The organism is Pseudomonas guineae (genome assembly GCF_900113745.1).
Lineage (GTDB): Bacteria > Pseudomonadota > Gammaproteobacteria > Pseudomonadales > Pseudomonadaceae > Aquipseudomonas > Aquipseudomonas guineae.
The window spans coordinates 161,715-178,672 of sequence record NZ_FOQL01000001.1 but is presented as its reverse complement, the minus strand read 5'-3'; the positions used below and the strand labels follow the sequence as shown (position 1 = coordinate 178,672).

Sequence of the window (16,958 nt, the reverse complement as noted above, 5' to 3'; positions counted from 1 at the left end):
GGCTTTACTGGTCGAAGTAACGCTCGTGCCAGGCCACCAAGGGCTGCGGTGCGTTGAGTTTATCGCCATAGATGACTGAATAGGACAGCACGTTCTGCACATATTGGCGGGTTTCATCAAACGGGATGTTCTCGATCCACACGTCATACGACAGATGGTCCGCTCCGCGCAGCCACTGGCGTACGCGACCCGGGCCGGCGTTATAAGCGGCAGAGGCGAGTACGCGATTGCCGTTGAACTGGCCATAGATCTGGCTCAGGTAGGCAGCGCCCAGTTGAATATTGACATCTGGTCGGTAAGCCAGCTGTGGCGATGACAGCGGAATACCGAAGCGTTTGGCGGTTTCCTTAGCCGTAGCCGGCATCAGCTGCATCAGGCCCATGGCGCCAACGCCGGACTTGGCGTCGGTCATAAAGCCGCTTTCTTGGCGGGTGATGGCAAAGATCCAACTGGAATGAATGTCGCGGTTACGCGCCTCGCGCACTAGTTGCTCGCGGTGCGCCATGGGGAAGCGCACATCCAGATCATCCCAATACTGCGCCTGGCTGATCGTGCGTATGGCGGGGAAGTACCAGCCCATCTCGAAGGCGAGGCGGGCCTGGGCGACCATTTCATCGCGGCTGAACAGGCGAGTGACGTTGTACCATTCACGCCGCCCATCGGCGACTTGGCCGCGGGCGTGGAATTCCAAGGCACGGCGAATGGCTGCCGAGTTACGCACTTTCTTGATGGTTTGCGGGCTCAGGGCCAACGGTTGGTTTTTCAGCTGATAGGGCGCCTGCACTTGGTCGGCGGCCATAAAGCCATAAAAGTCGCGCTCCTTGGCCAGCGATTGGTACAGCGCTTTCGGCTTTTGGCTGTTGGGTTGTGCCAGTTGCAGGCTGCGTGCCTGCCAGTAACGCCAGCGATTGGTGTTGCCAAGCTCGGCGGGCATCTTGCGGGTCAGCTGATTGACTTCCTCCCAGCGGCCCAAGCGCAGCAGCAGGCGTGCGCGCCATTCGCTCACAGTGTTATCGCGCAGTTCAGGGTCGTACTTGGCCATCACCTGCAAGGCGCGTGCATCGAAACGCTTGGCCAGGGTCAGGCCGATTTCTCGGGCGATAGCAACCTGTTCAACGCTTGAGAACTTCATGCGCTGGGCATAGTGATCAAGCAAGTTGAGCGCGTTTTCCGGGTCCTGGCGCGCCAGGCGGCGCAAGCCGAGGCCGATCACATCAGCCATTGCTGTATCGGTTTGGGTGAAGCGACTGGTTTGTTTTAGCAGCTCAGGTTTCTGTGCAACGTCCAGTAGGTTTTTACCCTGGCTGCCCAGGGTCGGCAGGCTCTTGATCAGATGGGTGACCAAGCCATAGTTACGCGCCTCAGCAGCCAGTTTGGCGCGCTGCCAGCGTTTCTGTTCCGTGAGTTGGCCTTCTGCGGACCAGCGCTCGAAGAGCGGGTCGCAGGCATTGGGCTGCGATTTACCCACCAGCCAGAGTTTTTCAGCAGTGGCGTTGCCCTCGGCGCGCATGCCGTGGCTCATTTGGTATTGGCCATACAGGCAGTCGAGCTCGGTAAAATTCAGTGCTGGGTCGTAATAGTTAATAAAGGTTTGCCATTCACCCCGCTCAGCCAACCAACGCAGCCAACGCAGCTTCATCCAGCTGATTTGCGGCAGGTCGCCGTGTTCGGCGAGGAATTTTTCAATCTCGTCATTGCTTGCCCATTTCAGCCGCGCCGTCAGCTCGTCATAGGCCAGGTAAGGCTCCAGCGGGTAGTCACGTAGGGCGTTGGCGTAGCGTTGGTAAGGTTCTTTGTCACCTTTAGCCAGTGCGGCTTTGGCTTGGTCGTAATACTGACGTTGTTGCGCCAGGGTAGCGGCCTGCGCCGCAGTTAACCCCAGGGAGAACACTAATAGGCAAGACAACAGGCTGAACAGGGGACCGCGCATGACACTTCCAGGCAAATAATGCGTATGGCTCTAGCTTAGTCGTTTGCCTAACGAGGGTGAAGGATCAATAAGGCGCAGCGCGCAATTGTCGACGTTCAAAATCGCTTATTGGTCGGTTAGGTATGCTAGCTAGAGCACTTGCCGCCAGGCTGTCACATGACTGGCGCGGGATTTACCATGGCCGCCGGCGAAATTGCCTGCTCGGCCTACGCGCTTCTCGGTTAGAATGCGCGCCCTGTTTTGCGGCTGCTTTGGGCATCTGCAGATGATTTTCTGGGTGTTCCAGGTTACCGCTGTACGTTTGGTGCAACGAAGCTCGTTGCTCAGCCCCGGTTTACCGGCTTTCACCCGTCGTTTTTTGTTGAGGCGTGCCATGACCCTGCTCAAGTTCACCGATATTTCCCTGGCCTATGGCGCAATGCCGCTGTTGGACAAGGTGTCTTGGCAGATCGCCCGTGGCGAGCGGGTGTGCATCATCGGCCGTAACGGCACCGGCAAGTCGAGCATGATGAAGTTGGTCAAGGGTGATCAGAAAGCTGATGACGGCGCAGTCTGGCGCGCACCTGGGTTGAAAATCGGCGAGTTACCGCAGGAGCTGCCGCTTGCAGACGACCGCACGGTGTTCGACGTGGTCGCCCAGGGCCTGGACGGTGTCGGTGAGCTGCTCGCGCAGTATCACCACCTGGCGCAGAACTGTGTCACTGAAGACGACCTGAATAAATTGATGCACGTCCAGCAGGACCTTGAAGCCCGCGACGGCTGGCGCTTGCAGCAACTGGTCGACAGCACCCTGAGCCGCTTGCAGTTGCCGGCTGACAAAACTCTGGCCGAGCTCTCGGGCGGCTGGCGTCGCCGCGTGCTGCTGGCCCAGGCGCTGGTCTCTGAACCTGACCTGCTGCTGCTCGACGAGCCCACCAACCACCTGGACATCGGTGCGATTGCTTGGCTGGAAGAAGCCCTGACTGATTTTCAGGGCGCGGTGCTGTTTATCACCCACGACCGTTCCTTCCTGCAGAATCTGGCCACGCGCATTCTCGAGTTGGATCGCGGTGGCTTGATCGACTGGAACGGTGACTACGCCAGTTTCTTGGTGCACAAAGAAGCCACGCTGGCCGCCGAGGAAACCGCTAACGCGTTGTTCGACAAACGTTTGGCTCAGGAAGAAGTGTGGATTCGTCAGGGCATCAAGGCACGCCGCACCCGTAACGAAGGCCGTGTACGAGCCCTTAAAGCCCTGCGCGTTGAGCGTAGCGAGCGCCGCGAGCGCACCGGCAAAGCCAATATTCTGCTGGAGACGGCTGATAAATCCGGCAAGCAGGTCATGGTCCTAGAGAACGTTAGTTTCGCCCATCCGGGCGGGCCGTTCCTGATCAAGGACTTCTCCATGGTGCTGCAACGCGGTGACCGTATTGGTCTGCTTGGTGCAAACGGTACTGGCAAGACCACCCTGCTCAAGTTGATGCTCGGCGGTTTGCAGCCTACCAGTGGTTCGGTGACTGAGGGTACGCGCATCGATGTGGCCTATTTTGATCAGTTACGCCACCAGCTCGATTTAGAAAAAACTGTGATCGATAACGTCGCCGAAGGCCGCGACTTTATCGAGATCGATGGGCAGAACCGCCATGTGCTGAGCTACCTAGGCGACTTCCTGTTTAGTCCGCAGCGTGCACGTACCCCGGTGAAGGCGCTGTCCGGTGGTGAGCGGGCACGCCTGTTGTTAGCCAAACTCTTCAGTAAACCGGCCAACCTGCTGGTGCTGGACGAACCAACCAACGACCTCGATGTGGAAACGCTGGAGCTGCTTGAAGAAGTGCTACTGACCTTCCCTGGCACTGTGTTGATGGTCAGCCACGACCGGGCCTTCCTCGATAACGTAGTCACCAGCACCCTGGTCTTCGAAGGCGAAGGCAAGGTGCGCGAATACGTCGGTGGTTATCAGGATTGGCTACGCCAGGGCGGTTCACCGCGCTTGCTTGGTGTCGGCGAAAGCAAGGCGGGTAAGCCTGAACTAGCCTCAGCTGTGGTTCCTGCACCGTTGGCGGCAGAGCCTGTGGCTGCTGAAGTGAGCAAGAAAAAGCTGAGTTACAAGCTGCAACGCGAGCTCGAAGCTATTCCTGGGCAGATCGATGCGTTGGAGACTCAGGTTGCCAGCTTGCAGGAGCAGATCGGCTCGCCGATCTTCTATCAGCAGCCAGCGGAAAAGACCGCTGAGGTTCTGGCGCAATTGCAGGCAGTGCAGCATCAACTGGAACAATTGGTTGAACGTTGGGCTGAGCTGGAAGGCTAATCTAGCGGGCAATAAATAGCCCACACGCTCAAGTAGGACCTTCAGGCTTCTGGCGGAGACAGTCATGGCCATCGAGTACAGCATTACTCTCGACGACGATCACCAGTTCAGCTACAGGATTGAGCTGGACCGGGTGTATGCGGCAGAAGCTGCGCAAGGCGCTCCGGGCTGGACGCGTCTTGAATATCAGCAGTGCAGTAACTGCCCGCTGAGCAAAGATAATTTCAGCCACTGCCCGGCAGCTGTTGATCTGCATCGAGTAATTGAGGACTTCCATGGCCTGCCGGCGTTCAAGCGGGCGGCTGTTTGGGTGCGTACGCCGGAGCGTGAGTACACCAAGCAGGTTGGCCTGGACGAAGGGCTACGGGCGTTGCTTGGGGTGATCATGGCGACCAGTGCTTGCCCGTTGCTGGGCAAGCTTAAGCCCATGGCGCAGCATCATTTGCCGTTCGCCAATAATCAGGAATTCATTCTGCGGGCCGTGTCGCTGTACCTGACTCAGCAGTATTTCAACCTGCGCGAGGGGCATGCCCCTGACTGGCAATTAAAGGGTTTGGTAGAGATTTTCCAGCAATTGCAGCTGGTTAATCAGGCGTTCTGGCAGCGCATTCATGCGACGTGTGATGGCGACTCCAACCTCAAGGCGTTTTTGACCTTCTTTTCCATGGCGTCGAGCATGACCTATTCGCTGGAGACCCAGCTGCAAAAGATTCGTCCGTTGGTCATGGGGTCGCGCGGCAACGAATAACGCAAGCACAGCTGCACTTGCGTTATTCGTGTGGGCCAATCAATCAGCTTTTTTCAGGCGCACGGCCAGGACGTCACAAGGCGCGCCGTGCAGTACGTCGTTAGCGGTCGAGCCGAGCAGTAACGCAAGGCCATGGCGGCCGTGGCTGCCGACGATGATCAGGTCGCACTGCTGTTCTTCAGCGAGGCGATGAATTTCCTGACGAGGCTGACCGTAAGCCAAGTGGCGTTGGTCGGCGCCTAGCTCGGGGTACTTGCCGGCAAATTTATCTAAGCGCTCGCGGGCTTGATCGAATTGCTGCTGTTGCAGCATCGACAAATCCATCGGCACGTCACCGCCAAAGGCCATAGCCATAGGCTCGACTATATGCACCACAGATAATTTGGCGCCGCTGCTAGCAGCTAACTTCTGCGCTCGGTGCATGACCGGATCGCATTCTTCGGTAAGGTCGACAGCGACAAGAATGTGCAGGTAGGGCATGGGTAGCTCCTTGCAAGTGGATCGATGGTTTTAGTATGGCCTTCTTGTATGCATATAACAGGCTTTTGCCTGCGAGATAACGATATGAATCCTTGGTTTATAGTTTTGCTCCTGGGCGTAATGTTAAGCCCTTTGGCCTGGTTGGCGCCTTCACGACGTCAGCGCGGGCAAATGGACGTGCGTTTACAGGCTCGACGCATGGGCGTTGCGATGCAGTTGTCGCCGCAGACCTGGCCGCATTGGCTGCTGCGTCAGCCGCCAGATTCGTGCCCGCAATATCATCAGCCGCGCCGACGCGGTCAGGCCGATAGCTGGTGCTATTGGCAGTTGGAACCGGGGCAGTGGGTCAATAAATGGCGCGAACCCTGCACTGATCAGGCGTTGTTGGCTCAATTGCAGGCATTGCCGGCTGATGCGTTCAAGGTCGAGGCGACTGATCAAATGCTGTCGATTTGCTGGGGCGAACGGGGTGCTAGCGCAGCGCTGGAAGAAATTGTCGGTTTTCTTAAGGCCATAGCCTGATCTTAACCAACGCCGGTGCAATATTGGGCGGTAAAAGGCCAGGCCGGCCGGTGGGGCGAGTGCAGATGGTCGCTGTAGTGCGATCAGAGATCAGTCGCCGCGTACTGAGTGGAAATCTGTTCGATGCCTTGAATGATGGTGTTTGAATACTTGTTCACCAGAAAGGGCACGCTGTTTTCGTTGTAGTTGATCAACGATTTTTCAATATAGCGCCACTTGGTGGCGACCTCGCCCCAGGATTGCTTGAGTTGTGGGGTGTTCAGCGGCTCTTTCTCCAGTGCCGCCATCTTGCTGGCGAACTCGCTGACCATATCCTCAATTGGTCGGGCATCGCCGCCGCCCATAAAGGTGGCACCCACCGAAGCGCTGCGTGATGCGTAATCCACAGCGATGCCCTGCATCAGCAGGCTTTGCTCACGGCTGTGTTGGGTCAGTGTGGGTACGCTGTAGCTGCCCTCTTGTTGAATCTTGGTGTACAGCTCTTGGCTGAGGCTCATGAGTTGCTGGTTGCGTGCCGCGAGATCAGCAACCGGCTGCAGATCGGTATAGCCCTGACTTTTTAGTGCGTTAACCAGGTTGTTTAGATCGATCTGGTAGCCTTTCCATTGTTGGTCCAGCTGTGAGCGTAAAGCGTTCGAACCTTCACCAGGCATTTCTCTCAGCGTATTGAGTTGAGTATTCACCTCGCTCAGCGACTCATTAATCATTCGCGAGTAGCGTTGATCGCCCTCCATGCCGTTAAACATATAAAAGTCGCCAAGTGTTTTTTGCGCGGCTAAGCGCAACTGATGCAGTTTTAGTAGGCTGGTGGCGGTGTCTGCAGCTTGGCTGGCGGCGCTGAACAGGGGGAGTGTGATTGCTAGCAGAGTGCTCAAGGCAATGGCAAGCATGCGGCTCGACATAAGGAAACTCCGTGCGCCCTTGGTCGGGCTTTAATTGTTTTTGTTTTAGCTACGGGCGCTACAAACGCGGCCGTATTGAAACGACTGTACCTGTAGCTAAATCAGATTGCTAGGCATGTGCCGGGTCGCTTTTTTACGCAAAGAATTGCGGGAATAGCTCTATATCGCCGCGAATGGCTACTTTTTCGCGACAAAGCTATCAAGGTGTCAGCGTCGGGCTGAGCGTAACTTTTTGTACGCTAATGCAGCCCTAACAGGCTAATTGACAAGTCATGGCTTTTCCTTGAAGGTGTGCACACCCAAATCAAACGGGCGTATGAATTGAGCGTTTGCCTAACTTAATACAGCGCCTTACAACCCGAATATCGCGTCGGTGGGTGTGCCAGGCTGATTGGGGTTACTCTGCTACGGCCATGCCGTGGAGTAGCTTGCTGGTTGGCGCCGATGTGTACTGTTCAGCTTCCATACCGTGGAGATCAGTTGATGATTTACGAAGGTAAAGCCATCACGGTTAAGGCCCTTGAGAGCGGCATCGTCGAATTGAAATTCGACCTCAAGGGTGAATCCGTCAACAAATTCAACCGTCTTACCCTCAATGAGCTGCGTCAATCCGTTGATGCGATTAAAGCTGATGGTTCGATCAAAGGTGTGATTGTTACCAGTGGCAAGGACGTATTTATCGTCGGCGCCGACATCACCGAGTTCGTCGACAACTTCAAGTTGCCGGATGCAGAACTGGTGGCTGGCAACCTCGAAGCCAATAAGATTTTCAGTGATTTTGAAGACCTCAATGTTCCGACTGTTGTCGCGATCAATGGCATCGCTCTGGGCGGTGGTTTTGAAATGTGCCTGGCTGCGGACTACCGCGTCATGGCCGAAAGCGCCAAAGTGGGCCTGCCGGAAGTCAAGCTGGGTATTTACCCAGGCTTCGGCGGTACTGTGCGTCTGCCACGTATCATCGGTACTGATAACGCGGTTGAGTGGATTGCCAGCGGTAAAGAAAACCGAGCCGCTGATGCCCTGAAAATGGGTGCAGTGGACGCTGTTGTAGCCGCTGACAAGCTGCAAGCTGCTGCTCTGGACCTTGTTCAGCGTGCCATCTCTGGTGAGTTGGACTACAAGGCTAAGCGTCAGCCGAAGCTTGAAAAGCTCAAGCTCAACGCTATCGAGCAAATGATGTGCTTTGAAACCGCCAAAGGTTTCGTTGCAGGCCAGGCTGGCCCGAACTACCCAGCGCCGGTTGAAGCCATTAAGACCATCCAGAAAGCGGCTAACATGGGCCGCGACAAGGCTCTTGAAGTCGAAGCTGCTGGTTTCGTTAAGCTGGCTAAAACGCCGGTTGCTGCAAGCTTGATTGGTCTGTTCCTGAATGACCAAGACCTGAAGAAGAAGTCCAAGCAGTACGACGAAATCGCTAAAGACGTGAAACTGGCTGCCGTTCTCGGTGCTGGCATCATGGGCGGTGGTATTGCCTATCAGTCCGCGTCCAAGGGCACTCCGATTCTGATGAAGGATATCCGAGAAGAGGGTATCCAAATGGGGCTGGCTGAGGCGTCCAAGCTGCTTGGCGGCCGCGTTGCTAAAGGTCGTATGACCCCGGCGAAGATGGCAGAAGCCCTCACTGCCATTCGCCCGACCATGTCCTACGGTGATTTCGGTGCGGTTGATATCGTGGTCGAAGCCGTGGTTGAAAACCCTAAGGTTAAGCAGATTGTGCTGGCTGAAGTGGAAGGCATGGTGCGCGAGGATGCAATTCTGGCCTCGAACACCTCGACCATCTCCATCAACTTGCTAGCCAAGGCTCTCAAGCGCCCGGAAAACTTCGTCGGCATGCACTTCTTCAACCCGGTACACATGATGCCGTTGGTTGAAGTGATTCGTGGTGAGAAGTCCAGCGAAGTAGCAGTTGCTACTACTGTTGCCTACGCCAAGAAGATGGGTAAAACCCCGGTTGTGGTCAACGATTGCCCAGGCTTCCTGGTCAACCGTGTGCTGTTCCCTTACTTCGGCGGTTTCGCCAAGCTGGTCAGCGCAGGCGTCGATTTTGTACGTATCGACAAGGTCATGGAAAAATTCGGCTGGCCAATGGGCCCAGCGTACCTGATGGACGTGGTCGGTATCGACACCGGTCACCACGGTCGCGACGTCATGGCTGAAGGCTTCCCGGATCGTATGAAAGACGATCGTCGCTCGGCAGTCGATGCACTGTACGAAGCCGATCGCCTGGGCCAGAAGAACGGTAAGGGCTTCTACTCCTACGAGATGGATAAGCGCGGCAAGCAGAAGAAAGTCGCCGATCCAGCTGTGCTCGAAGTGCTGAAACCAATCATCTTTGAGCAGCGTGAAGTCACCGACGAAGACATCATTAATTGGATGATGATCCCGCTGTGTATGGAAACTGTTCGTTGCTTGGAAGATGGCATCGTTGATACCGCTGCTGAGGCCGATATGGGTCTTATCTACGGTATTGGCTTCCCGCCCTTCCGCGGTGGTGCACTGCGTTACATCGATTCCATCGGTGTGGCTGAGTTCGTTGCCCTGGCCGACAAATATGCCGAGCTAGGCGCGCTGTACACCCCGACTGCCAAGCTTCGCGAAATGGCTGCTAACGGCCAGAAGTTTTTCGGTTAATCGCGCAACGACTAGAGCGAGAGTAAATTTATGAGCCTGAATCCTAGAGATGCAGTCATCGTTGACTTCGGCCGTACCCCGATGGGTCGTTCCAAGGGCGGCATGCATCGCAATACCCGTGCCGAAACCATGTCAGCCAATCTGATCAGTGGCGTGCTGACACGTAACACCAAGGTCGATCCGGCTGAAGTGGAAGACGTGATTTGGGGCTGCGTTAACCAGACCCTGGAGCAAGGCTGGAACATCGCGCGCATGGCGTCGCTGATGACCCAGATCCCGCACACTGCTGCTGGCCAGACTGTGAGCCGCTTGTGCGGTTCATCCATGAGCGCGTTGCATACTGCTGTGCAGGCGATTCAGACCGGTAACGGCGATGTCTTCGTCGTTGGTGGTGTGGAGCACATGGGCCACGTTGGCATGATGCATGGCGTTGATCCAAACCCGCACCTGTCGCTTTATGCGGCCAAGGCCTCGGGCATGATGGGTCTGACTGCTGAAATGCTTGGCAAGATGCATGGCATCAGCCGCGAGCAGCAGGATGCTTTCGGTGAGCGTTCGCACCGTCTTGCACAGAAAGCTACCGTTGAAGGCAAGTTCAAGGATGAAATCATCCCGATGCAAGGCTACGACGAGAATGGCTTCCTGAAGGTCTTCGACTACGACGAAACCATTCGTCCGGAAACCACTCTGGCAAGCCTGGCTGCATTGAAGCCTGCGTTCAACCCGAAAGGCGGCACTGTGACTGCAGGTACGTCCTCGCAGATCACTGACGGCGCTTCCTGCATGATCGTGATGAGTGCTCAACGCGCTCAAGACCTCGGTATTCAGCCAATGGCAGTGGTTCGCGCCATGGCTGTCGCCGGTGTCGATCCAGCGATCATGGGTTACGGTCCAGTACCGTCGACCCATAAAGCCCTCAAGCGTGCGGGTCTGACCATCAATGACATCGACTTCTTCGAGCTCAACGAAGCCTTCGCTGCCCAGGCTCTGCCTGTGCTGAAGGACTTGAAAGTGCTCGATAAGATGGAAGAGAAGGTCAACCTGCACGGCGGCGCAATCGCTCTGGGTCACCCCTTCGGTTGTTCCGGTGCGCGTATCTCCGGTACCCTGCTTAACGTGATGAAGCAGAATGGCGGCACCTTCGGTGTGTCGACCATGTGCGTAGGTCTCGGCCAAGGCATCACCACCGTCTTCGAACGCATCTAAGTTTTACTCGATGTAGAAGATGGAAAACCGGGGCCAAGTGCCCCGGTTTTTGTTTTTAGCGAAAAATCTTCAAGGAATTCATCCATGCAGTTACAGCCTGGCCTCTACCGTCACTACAAAGGCCCTGAGTACCGAGTGTTTGGCGTGGCCCAGCATTCCGAAACGCAGGAGCAGCAGGTGGTTTATCAAGCGCTGTACGGCGATTTTGGGCTATGGGTGAGACCGTTGGAGATGTTCTGCGAGCGCGTTGAGGTGGACGGCAAGAATGTGCCACGCTTTGCTTTGATTCAGGCTGAAAGCACGCTGTTTAATCGGCCTTGAGCTGACATCGGGCTATTGCTGCGCTTGACCTCGGCCGGACCGCCACTATATATAGCGGTGCCGCGCTAGCAGGCAGTACAGCGCCTCCCGCATTTATTTATCGAATTTCAGGAATTTTCCAATCCATGGGCAAATCGCTGGTCATCGTGGAATCCCCGGCCAAGGCCAAGACCATCAACAAGTACTTGGGCAACGAGTACGTGGTGAAGTCGAGCATCGGCCACATCCGTGACCTACCCACCAGTGGCTCGGCAAGTACCGCTAAGGAGCCTGTCAAGCGTGGTAAAGCCGCTACGGGTGAAGTGCCGGCGTTGTCGCCCAAGGAGAAAGCCAAGCGTCAGCTGATCGCACGCATGGGGGTTGATCCCGAGCACGGCTGGAAAGCCAAGTACGAGATCCTTCCGGGCAAAGAGAAGGTGGTCGAGGAATTGCGCCGTTTGGCCAAGGATGCTGACACCATCTATCTCGCAACCGACTTGGATCGCGAGGGGGAAGCCATTGCCTGGCACCTGCGCGAATCCATTGGTGGTGACGACAGCCGATATAAGCGCGTGGTGTTCAACGAAATCACCAAGAAGGCGATTCAAGAGGCGTTTTCTAAGCCGGGCGAGCTGGACATCAATCGTGTAAATGCTCAGCAGGCGCGGCGTTTCCTCGATCGCGTAGTGGGTTACATGGTCTCGCCGCTGCTATGGGCCAAGATCGCCCGCGGCCTGTCTGCCGGTCGTGTGCAGTCGGTCGCAGTCAAACTGGTGGTCGAGCGTGAGAAAGAGATTCGTGCATTTGTCCCCGAAGAATACTGGGAAGTGCACGCTGATTTGGGCTCCGCAAAAGGTGCCAATGTGCGCTTTGAAGTGGCGCGTGAGAATGGCAGCGCCTTCAAACCGCTGAATGAAGCCCAGGCTATGGCTGCTCTGGCCACGCTGAAAGCGTCGAGCTACATCATCAGTAAGCGTGAAGACAAACCGACTAGCAGCAAGCCGTCGGCGCCCTTTATTACTTCCACCCTGCAGCAGGCTGCTAGTAATCGCCTGGGTTTCGGGGTGAAGAAGACCATGATGATGGCTCAGCGTCTTTATGAGGCGGGTTACATCACCTACATGCGTACGGACTCGACTAACCTGTCGATCGACGCCGTGAGCATGGTGCGTGACTTTATTGAAGGTGAGTTCGGCAAGAAATACCTGCCCGCTAACCCAATTGCCTACAGCAGCAAGGAAGGTGCGCAAGAAGCGCACGAAGCCATTCGCCCCTCCGACGTTAACCTCAAACCAACTCAGTTGTCCGGTATGGAGCGCGATGCAGAGCGCTTGTATGAGTTGATCTGGCGTCAGTTTGTGGCCTGCCAGATGCCGCCGGCCGAATATCTGTCAACTACAGTGACCGTCACGGCTGCGCAGTTTGAACTGCGCGCCAAGGGCCGCATCCTCAAGTTCGACGGTTATACCCGTGCATTACCGCAAATAAGCAAGCCGGGCGATGACGATGTGTTGCCGGAAATGGATCAGGGCGAAGTGCTGAAACTGGTCAAGCTTGACCCCAGCCAGCACTTCACCAAGCCACCGGCGCGTTACTCGGAAGCCAGCCTGGTTAAAGAGATGGAAAAGCGCGGTATTGGCCGTCCATCAACTTACGCGGCGATCATCGGTACCATCCAGGATCGTGGTTACGTAGCGTTGCACAACCGCCGCTTCTACTCCGAAAAAATGGGTGATATTGTTACTGAGCGTCTATCTGAAAGTTTCTCCAATCTAATGGATTACGGTTTTACAGCCGGCATGGAAGAAAATCTGGACGATGTGGCCCAGGGCGAGCGCGAGTGGAAAAATGTACTCGACGAGTTCTATGGCGATTTCAAGAAGAAACTTGAAGTGGCAGGCGACAGTGAAAGCGGTATGCGTGCCAACACACCTACGCTGACTGATATAGCCTGCCGCGACTGCGCCCGGCCAATGACTATTCGTACTGCTTCCACCGGTGTATTCCTCGGTTGTTCGGGGTATGCGTTGCCGCCTAAAGAGCGCTGCAAGGCCACAGTCAATCTGGTACCAGGCGATGAAATAGCCGCTGACGATGAAGGTGAGTCTGAGTCGCGTGTGTTGCTCGGCAAGCATCGTTGCCCGATCTGCTCTACGGCCATGGATGCCTATCTGCTCGATGAAACCCGCAAGCTGCACATCTGCGGTAATAACCCAGATTGCGTAGGTTATGAGGTCGAGCAGGGGCAGTACCGGATCAAGGGCTATGAAGGGCCGAGCCTGGATTGCGATAAGTGCGGCAGCCAGATGCAATTGAAGACCGGGCGTTTCGGCAAGTTCTTTGGCTGCACCAATAGCGAGTGCAAGAACACCCGCAAGCTGCTGAAGAGCGGCGAGGCTGCTCCACCGAAAATGGATCCGGTGAAGATGCCGGAACTCAAGTGCGAGAAGGTCAACGATACGTACATCTTGCGTGATGGCGCCTCGGGCTTGTTCTTAGCCGCTAGCCAGTTCCCGAAGAACCGTGAAACGCGTGCTCCGCTGGTGATGGAAATAATTCCTCATCGTGATGAGATCGATCCTAAGTATCACTTCCTTTGTGATGCCCCGAAGAAAGATCCGCAAGGCCGCGCTTCGGTTATTCGCTATAGCCGTAAGACCCAAGAGCAGTACGTGCAGACGGAAGTCGACGGTAAGCCGACGGGCTGGCGTGCGTTCTTTGATGGCGGTAAGTGGAAGGTTGAAGATAAGAACAGCTGATCCTGCTGAGCGCGCCTATCGGTGTTAGGCGCGCGTTTGCTTATTCGATCCGTTATGGAGGGGGCCGCGATGGCTAATGAGCTCTATACCCGTACCAATCAGAAAATTTTCTATGCAGGTCTCGCGCTAGAGTCTTGGCGCAAGGCTGAGCAGGGTCAGAGTATGAATGCCCTGGCTTTGATTCAGGCCGAGCGTGAAGCTGCGCTGTTTCATCTGTACGGTGCCCTGTTGGGGCTGTGCCATGAAATTGCCGGCTATTATCGCTTGCCTGACAGTGCAGCTCCGCGTGCTGAAAGCTTTCTCACGTCAGTAGTGCTAAGCGCTGCGCCGAGTCAGGAATTGGGTGAGTTGGTTGAGTTGGCGCAGTCAAAAGAGAGTTGGGTGGCTCAGCTCCTTAGCGCCTATGCTGCGCTTTTTAAGCCGCCTCAGGCTGGCAAGAAAAGCAAGGTCGATCCGACGACACCATTAATTACAGCGGTCAGCCTGGACGAGGATGTCGAGCCCCTGGCGCATCAGTCTCTGGAAATCTGGCGCCAGGAATTGAAAGCTCTAGCGCAACGCTTTCGTGAAACGTTGAGTGAATGGTAACAAGCTGATTTGACCGGTGGGCTAGGGCGAGCCCGGGTCGGCTGTTACAATGCTGATCTTTCGTGGAGAGCTAATCAATGCCTACATCCTTCCTGGAAATTGTCGAACTGCCTGATGGGCGTATCGCTCTGCGCCGTGCAGAGGATGAGGAATCGTTGGTCGTGCTGGATTTTTCTGCCGACGCCAAAGCTTTTCTGCAGGGGCAGCATGTTGAAGTGGCCAAAGCCATGCTTAACGTCGGCGTGCAAATGGCCGGTCGTTTGGCTGAAAATAATTTTCAGCATGAAGAAGGGCCGCGGGTACTGCATTGACTGCAGGGCTATTCGGCTCTGATTCAGAGTGTTCTATTCGCCTCAGATAGCTGTCGCGCCAAGGTTGTACAGGCCCAAACGCACATTCCTTGTGCGTCACATTGGCTGATCATCCCAAGCTGATATTCAGGCTCTGCGCCTTGCCCTGGTGGGCGGCTTGTTCAAGCTGTTTGCGTGCCTGGCGCTTAAGAGGGTGCAGCCAGCTAACGACGGTATGACTCCGACCTAACAGCAAGGCCTGACGCGCCAACTCCAATGCACTTTGTTCTCCGCGTGGGTGAAGCAACAAGATGCGTTCGCGGTTCAGGCCCGCCTCACGAAGCCAGATTTGTGTCAGGCTCGATGGCGGGGCTATCAGGGTCAGCCAGCGTTCATCGTTGTTCTCGCTGAGTTCGCGCAATATAGGCGCGAGTAGATTCAGGCAGTGTCCTGCTGCGCCACGCAATGACAGCTCACTGAATGCTTCGCCCTCATCATCCTGCCAAAATTGCTCGTCGCTATCGGCAAACAATGGTGGTGCGGCCGAGGCTAGAAATGTATCGAACAGCGGCAGTTGTGTACGATTCAGTGATTGCGGGAACTGCATAGATCCTCCACTAGCAGGTGTTAGCAAGCTGCCTGCGTTGTCGGTACTGCGTTAGAAAGGCCGCGCCATCGAACTAGCGGCGGATGACTCCGACGCTCAGGCCTTCAATAATCAGATCCTGTTCTTCCAAGTTCACTTCGATTGGCGCGAACTCCGGGTTTTCGGCAATCAGCCAGACCTTATTACCTTCGCGTTTGAAGCGTTTGACCGTGACTTCATCATCGAGGCGCGCCACCACTACTTGCCCATTGCGCACTTCAGTGGTGGTGTGGACGGCCAGTAGGTCGCCGTCGATGATACCGATGTCTTTCATGCTCATGCCGCGCACACGCAGCAAGTAGTCGGCCTTGGGGTGGAAAAAATCTGGATTAATACGACACGATTCCTCGATATGTTGCTGCGCTAGGATTGGCGCACCTGCGGCGACCCTACCGATTACCGGCAAACCCTGTTCTTCCTCGGCGTTAGGCTCGAAGCCCGGGATGCGAATGCCGCGGGAGGCTCCTGGGGTCATTTCGATAGCGCCTTTCCGGGCCAGTGCTTTGAGATGTTCTTCCGCAGCGTTGGGTGACTTGAAACCCAGTTTCAAGGCAATTTCGGCACGGGTGGGTGGATAGCCGTTGTCTTCAAGGCTTTGCTTGATGAAGGCGAGAATTTCAGCTTGGCGCGGCGTTAGCTTTAGCATGGTGGGCTCTGTTTTTTTGTACAGTGACTGGGATTATATACAGTGTTCAAGGCTTGGCAATCCTTGTGTTCTGACCTGTACTCAGCCCCTCTTTATGTTCTGTGTCGAATTGCTCTGTTACTCGGACTGTTCGCTCGGCGTCTAGTCAGGGCAGGTGCATCAGTTTGGAGGGGGCGTGTGTGACCAGTCGGCCACAAGATGGTCAGCCCGGCTTGACAAGGCGGGCAGCTGAAACGTATGTTTCAAACAAGTGTTTGTTCAGATGATAAAAGTCATGGCCCAGTCGGAAACCGTTGAACGCATTCTCGATGCGGCAGAGCAGCTTTTTGCGGAGAAGGGTTTCGCAGAAACCTCTCTGCGTCTAATTACCAGCAAAGCTGGGGTGAACCTAGCTGCGGTGAATTATCACTTCGGCTCGAAGAAGGCCTTGATTCAGGCAGTTTTTTCGCGCTTCCTCGGGCCTTTCTGCATCAGTTTGGAACGTGAACTGGATCGCCGTCAGGCTAAGTCCGAAACCAAGGTGGACTTGGAAGAGTTGCTTGAGTTGCTGGTTGAGCAGGCACTGACAGTTAAACCCCGCAGCGGTAACGACCTTTCAATATTCATGCGCTTACTCGGCTTGGCGTTTAGCCAAAGCCAGGGGCATTTGCGTAAGTACTTGGAAGAGGTTTACGGCAAGGTCTTCCGTCGTTACATGCAGTTGGTGCATGAGGCGGCGCCGCGCATTCCTCCGCTGGAATTGTTCTGGCGTGTACATTTTATGCTGGGTGCTGCCGCATTCAGCATGTCCGGGATCAAGGCTTTGCGGGCCATGTCGGAAACCGATTTCGGGGTTAATACGTCGATTGAACAGGTGATGCGCTTGATGGTGCCGTTCTTGGCGGCTGGGATGCGCTCTGAAACGGGTTTGACCGATGCTGCCCAAGCAAGCGCCCAGCTTAAGCCGCGCAGTAAAAGCTCCGTTAGTACCAGCAAAGTTTAAACGCCGCGGGTGGGCTTGGTGGGTCTGATCCGCTAAGCTTA

At 55.7% G+C, this 16,958-nt stretch carries 15 protein-coding genes; 10 read left to right on the top strand and 5 right to left on the bottom strand.

What is annotated here, in order from left to right:
* Positions 1–4: 4 nt before the first annotated feature.
* Positions 5–1,930 (bottom strand): transglycosylase SLT domain-containing protein, encoded by a 1,926-nt coding sequence (locus tag BMZ32_RS00935; protein WP_090238278.1) that lies wholly within the window; start codon positions 1,928–1,930, stop codon positions 5–7.
* A 373-nt stretch (positions 1,931–2,303) separates the two neighbouring features.
* Here BMZ32_RS00935 and BMZ32_RS00930 point away from each other — a divergent pair, with 373 nt between their 5' ends.
* Positions 2,304–4,217: an ATP-binding cassette domain-containing protein gene (locus BMZ32_RS00930; protein WP_090241472.1), complete on the top strand. Its 1,914-nt coding sequence runs from the start codon at positions 2,304–2,306 to the stop codon at positions 4,215–4,217.
* 64 nt (positions 4,218–4,281) lie between these two features.
* A complete protein-coding gene (locus BMZ32_RS00925; protein WP_090238275.1) occupies positions 4,282–4,965 on the top strand; it encodes a DUF6901 family protein in 684 nt (227 codons plus the stop codon).
* A gap of 39 nt (positions 4,966–5,004) precedes the next feature.
* Here BMZ32_RS00925 and BMZ32_RS00920 read toward each other — a convergent pair whose 3' ends face one another.
* The gene (locus BMZ32_RS00920; RefSeq protein ID WP_090238272.1) at positions 5,005–5,445 is read right to left on the bottom strand and encodes a universal stress protein; all 441 of its coding nucleotides are present in this window, start codon (positions 5,443–5,445) and stop codon (positions 5,005–5,007) included.
* A gap of 84 nt (positions 5,446–5,529) precedes the next feature.
* On the opposite strand from BMZ32_RS00920, the gene BMZ32_RS00915 reads away from it, so the two are divergent.
* A complete protein-coding gene (locus BMZ32_RS00915; RefSeq protein ID WP_090238268.1) occupies positions 5,530–5,967 on the top strand; it encodes a hypothetical protein in 438 nt (145 codons plus the stop codon).
* Positions 5,968–6,050: 83 nt separating this feature from the next.
* Here BMZ32_RS00915 and BMZ32_RS00910 read toward each other — a convergent pair whose 3' ends face one another.
* Positions 6,051–6,869: a hypothetical protein gene (locus BMZ32_RS00910; RefSeq protein ID WP_090238265.1), complete on the bottom strand. Its 819-nt coding sequence runs from the start codon at positions 6,867–6,869 to the stop codon at positions 6,051–6,053.
* Between the two features lie 483 nt (positions 6,870–7,352).
* Between BMZ32_RS00910 and fadB the strand changes: the two genes are divergently transcribed.
* The 6 genes from fadB (at position 7,353) to BMZ32_RS00880 (ending at position 14,664) form a co-directional block, all read left to right on the top strand.
* Entirely contained in the window at positions 7,353–9,500 is a 2,148-nt protein-coding gene (fadB, locus tag BMZ32_RS00905; protein ID WP_090238262.1) for a fatty acid oxidation complex subunit alpha FadB, read from the top strand.
* A gap of 30 nt (positions 9,501–9,530) precedes the next feature.
* Complete coding sequence (gene fadA / locus BMZ32_RS00900) at positions 9,531–10,706, top strand: acetyl-CoA C-acyltransferase FadA (RefSeq protein ID WP_090238259.1); 1,176 nt, start codon at positions 9,531–9,533, stop codon at positions 10,704–10,706.
* A gap of 84 nt (positions 10,707–10,790) precedes the next feature.
* The gene (locus BMZ32_RS00895) at positions 10,791–11,027 is read left to right on the top strand and encodes a DUF1653 domain-containing protein (protein ID WP_090238256.1); all 237 of its coding nucleotides are present in this window, start codon (positions 10,791–10,793) and stop codon (positions 11,025–11,027) included.
* Between the two features lie 125 nt (positions 11,028–11,152).
* Complete coding sequence (topA, locus tag BMZ32_RS00890; protein WP_090238253.1) at positions 11,153–13,765, top strand: type I DNA topoisomerase; 2,613 nt, start codon at positions 11,153–11,155, stop codon at positions 13,763–13,765.
* A 69-nt stretch (positions 13,766–13,834) separates the two neighbouring features.
* Positions 13,835–14,353: a DUF6586 family protein gene (locus BMZ32_RS00885; RefSeq protein WP_090238250.1), complete on the top strand. Its 519-nt coding sequence runs from the start codon at positions 13,835–13,837 to the stop codon at positions 14,351–14,353.
* Between the two features lie 77 nt (positions 14,354–14,430).
* Complete coding sequence (locus tag BMZ32_RS00880; RefSeq protein ID WP_090238248.1) at positions 14,431–14,664, top strand: hypothetical protein; 234 nt, start codon at positions 14,431–14,433, stop codon at positions 14,662–14,664.
* A 109-nt stretch (positions 14,665–14,773) separates the two neighbouring features.
* Here the strand turns inward: BMZ32_RS00880 and sulA are convergent, their stop codons facing one another.
* The gene (gene sulA, locus BMZ32_RS00875; RefSeq protein ID WP_090238244.1) at positions 14,774–15,250 is read right to left on the bottom strand and encodes an SOS-induced cell division inhibitor SulA; all 477 of its coding nucleotides are present in this window, start codon (positions 15,248–15,250) and stop codon (positions 14,774–14,776) included.
* A 73-nt stretch (positions 15,251–15,323) separates the two neighbouring features.
* Positions 15,324–15,935: a transcriptional repressor LexA gene (lexA, locus tag BMZ32_RS00870; protein WP_090238241.1), complete on the bottom strand. Its 612-nt coding sequence runs from the start codon at positions 15,933–15,935 to the stop codon at positions 15,324–15,326.
* A 274-nt stretch (positions 15,936–16,209) separates the two neighbouring features.
* Here lexA and BMZ32_RS00865 point away from each other — a divergent pair, with 274 nt between their 5' ends.
* Positions 16,210–16,917, top strand: a complete 708-nt coding sequence (locus tag BMZ32_RS00865) for a TetR/AcrR family transcriptional regulator (RefSeq protein ID WP_090238237.1) — start codon at positions 16,210–16,212, stop codon at positions 16,915–16,917.
* Positions 16,918–16,958 lie beyond the last annotated feature (41 nt).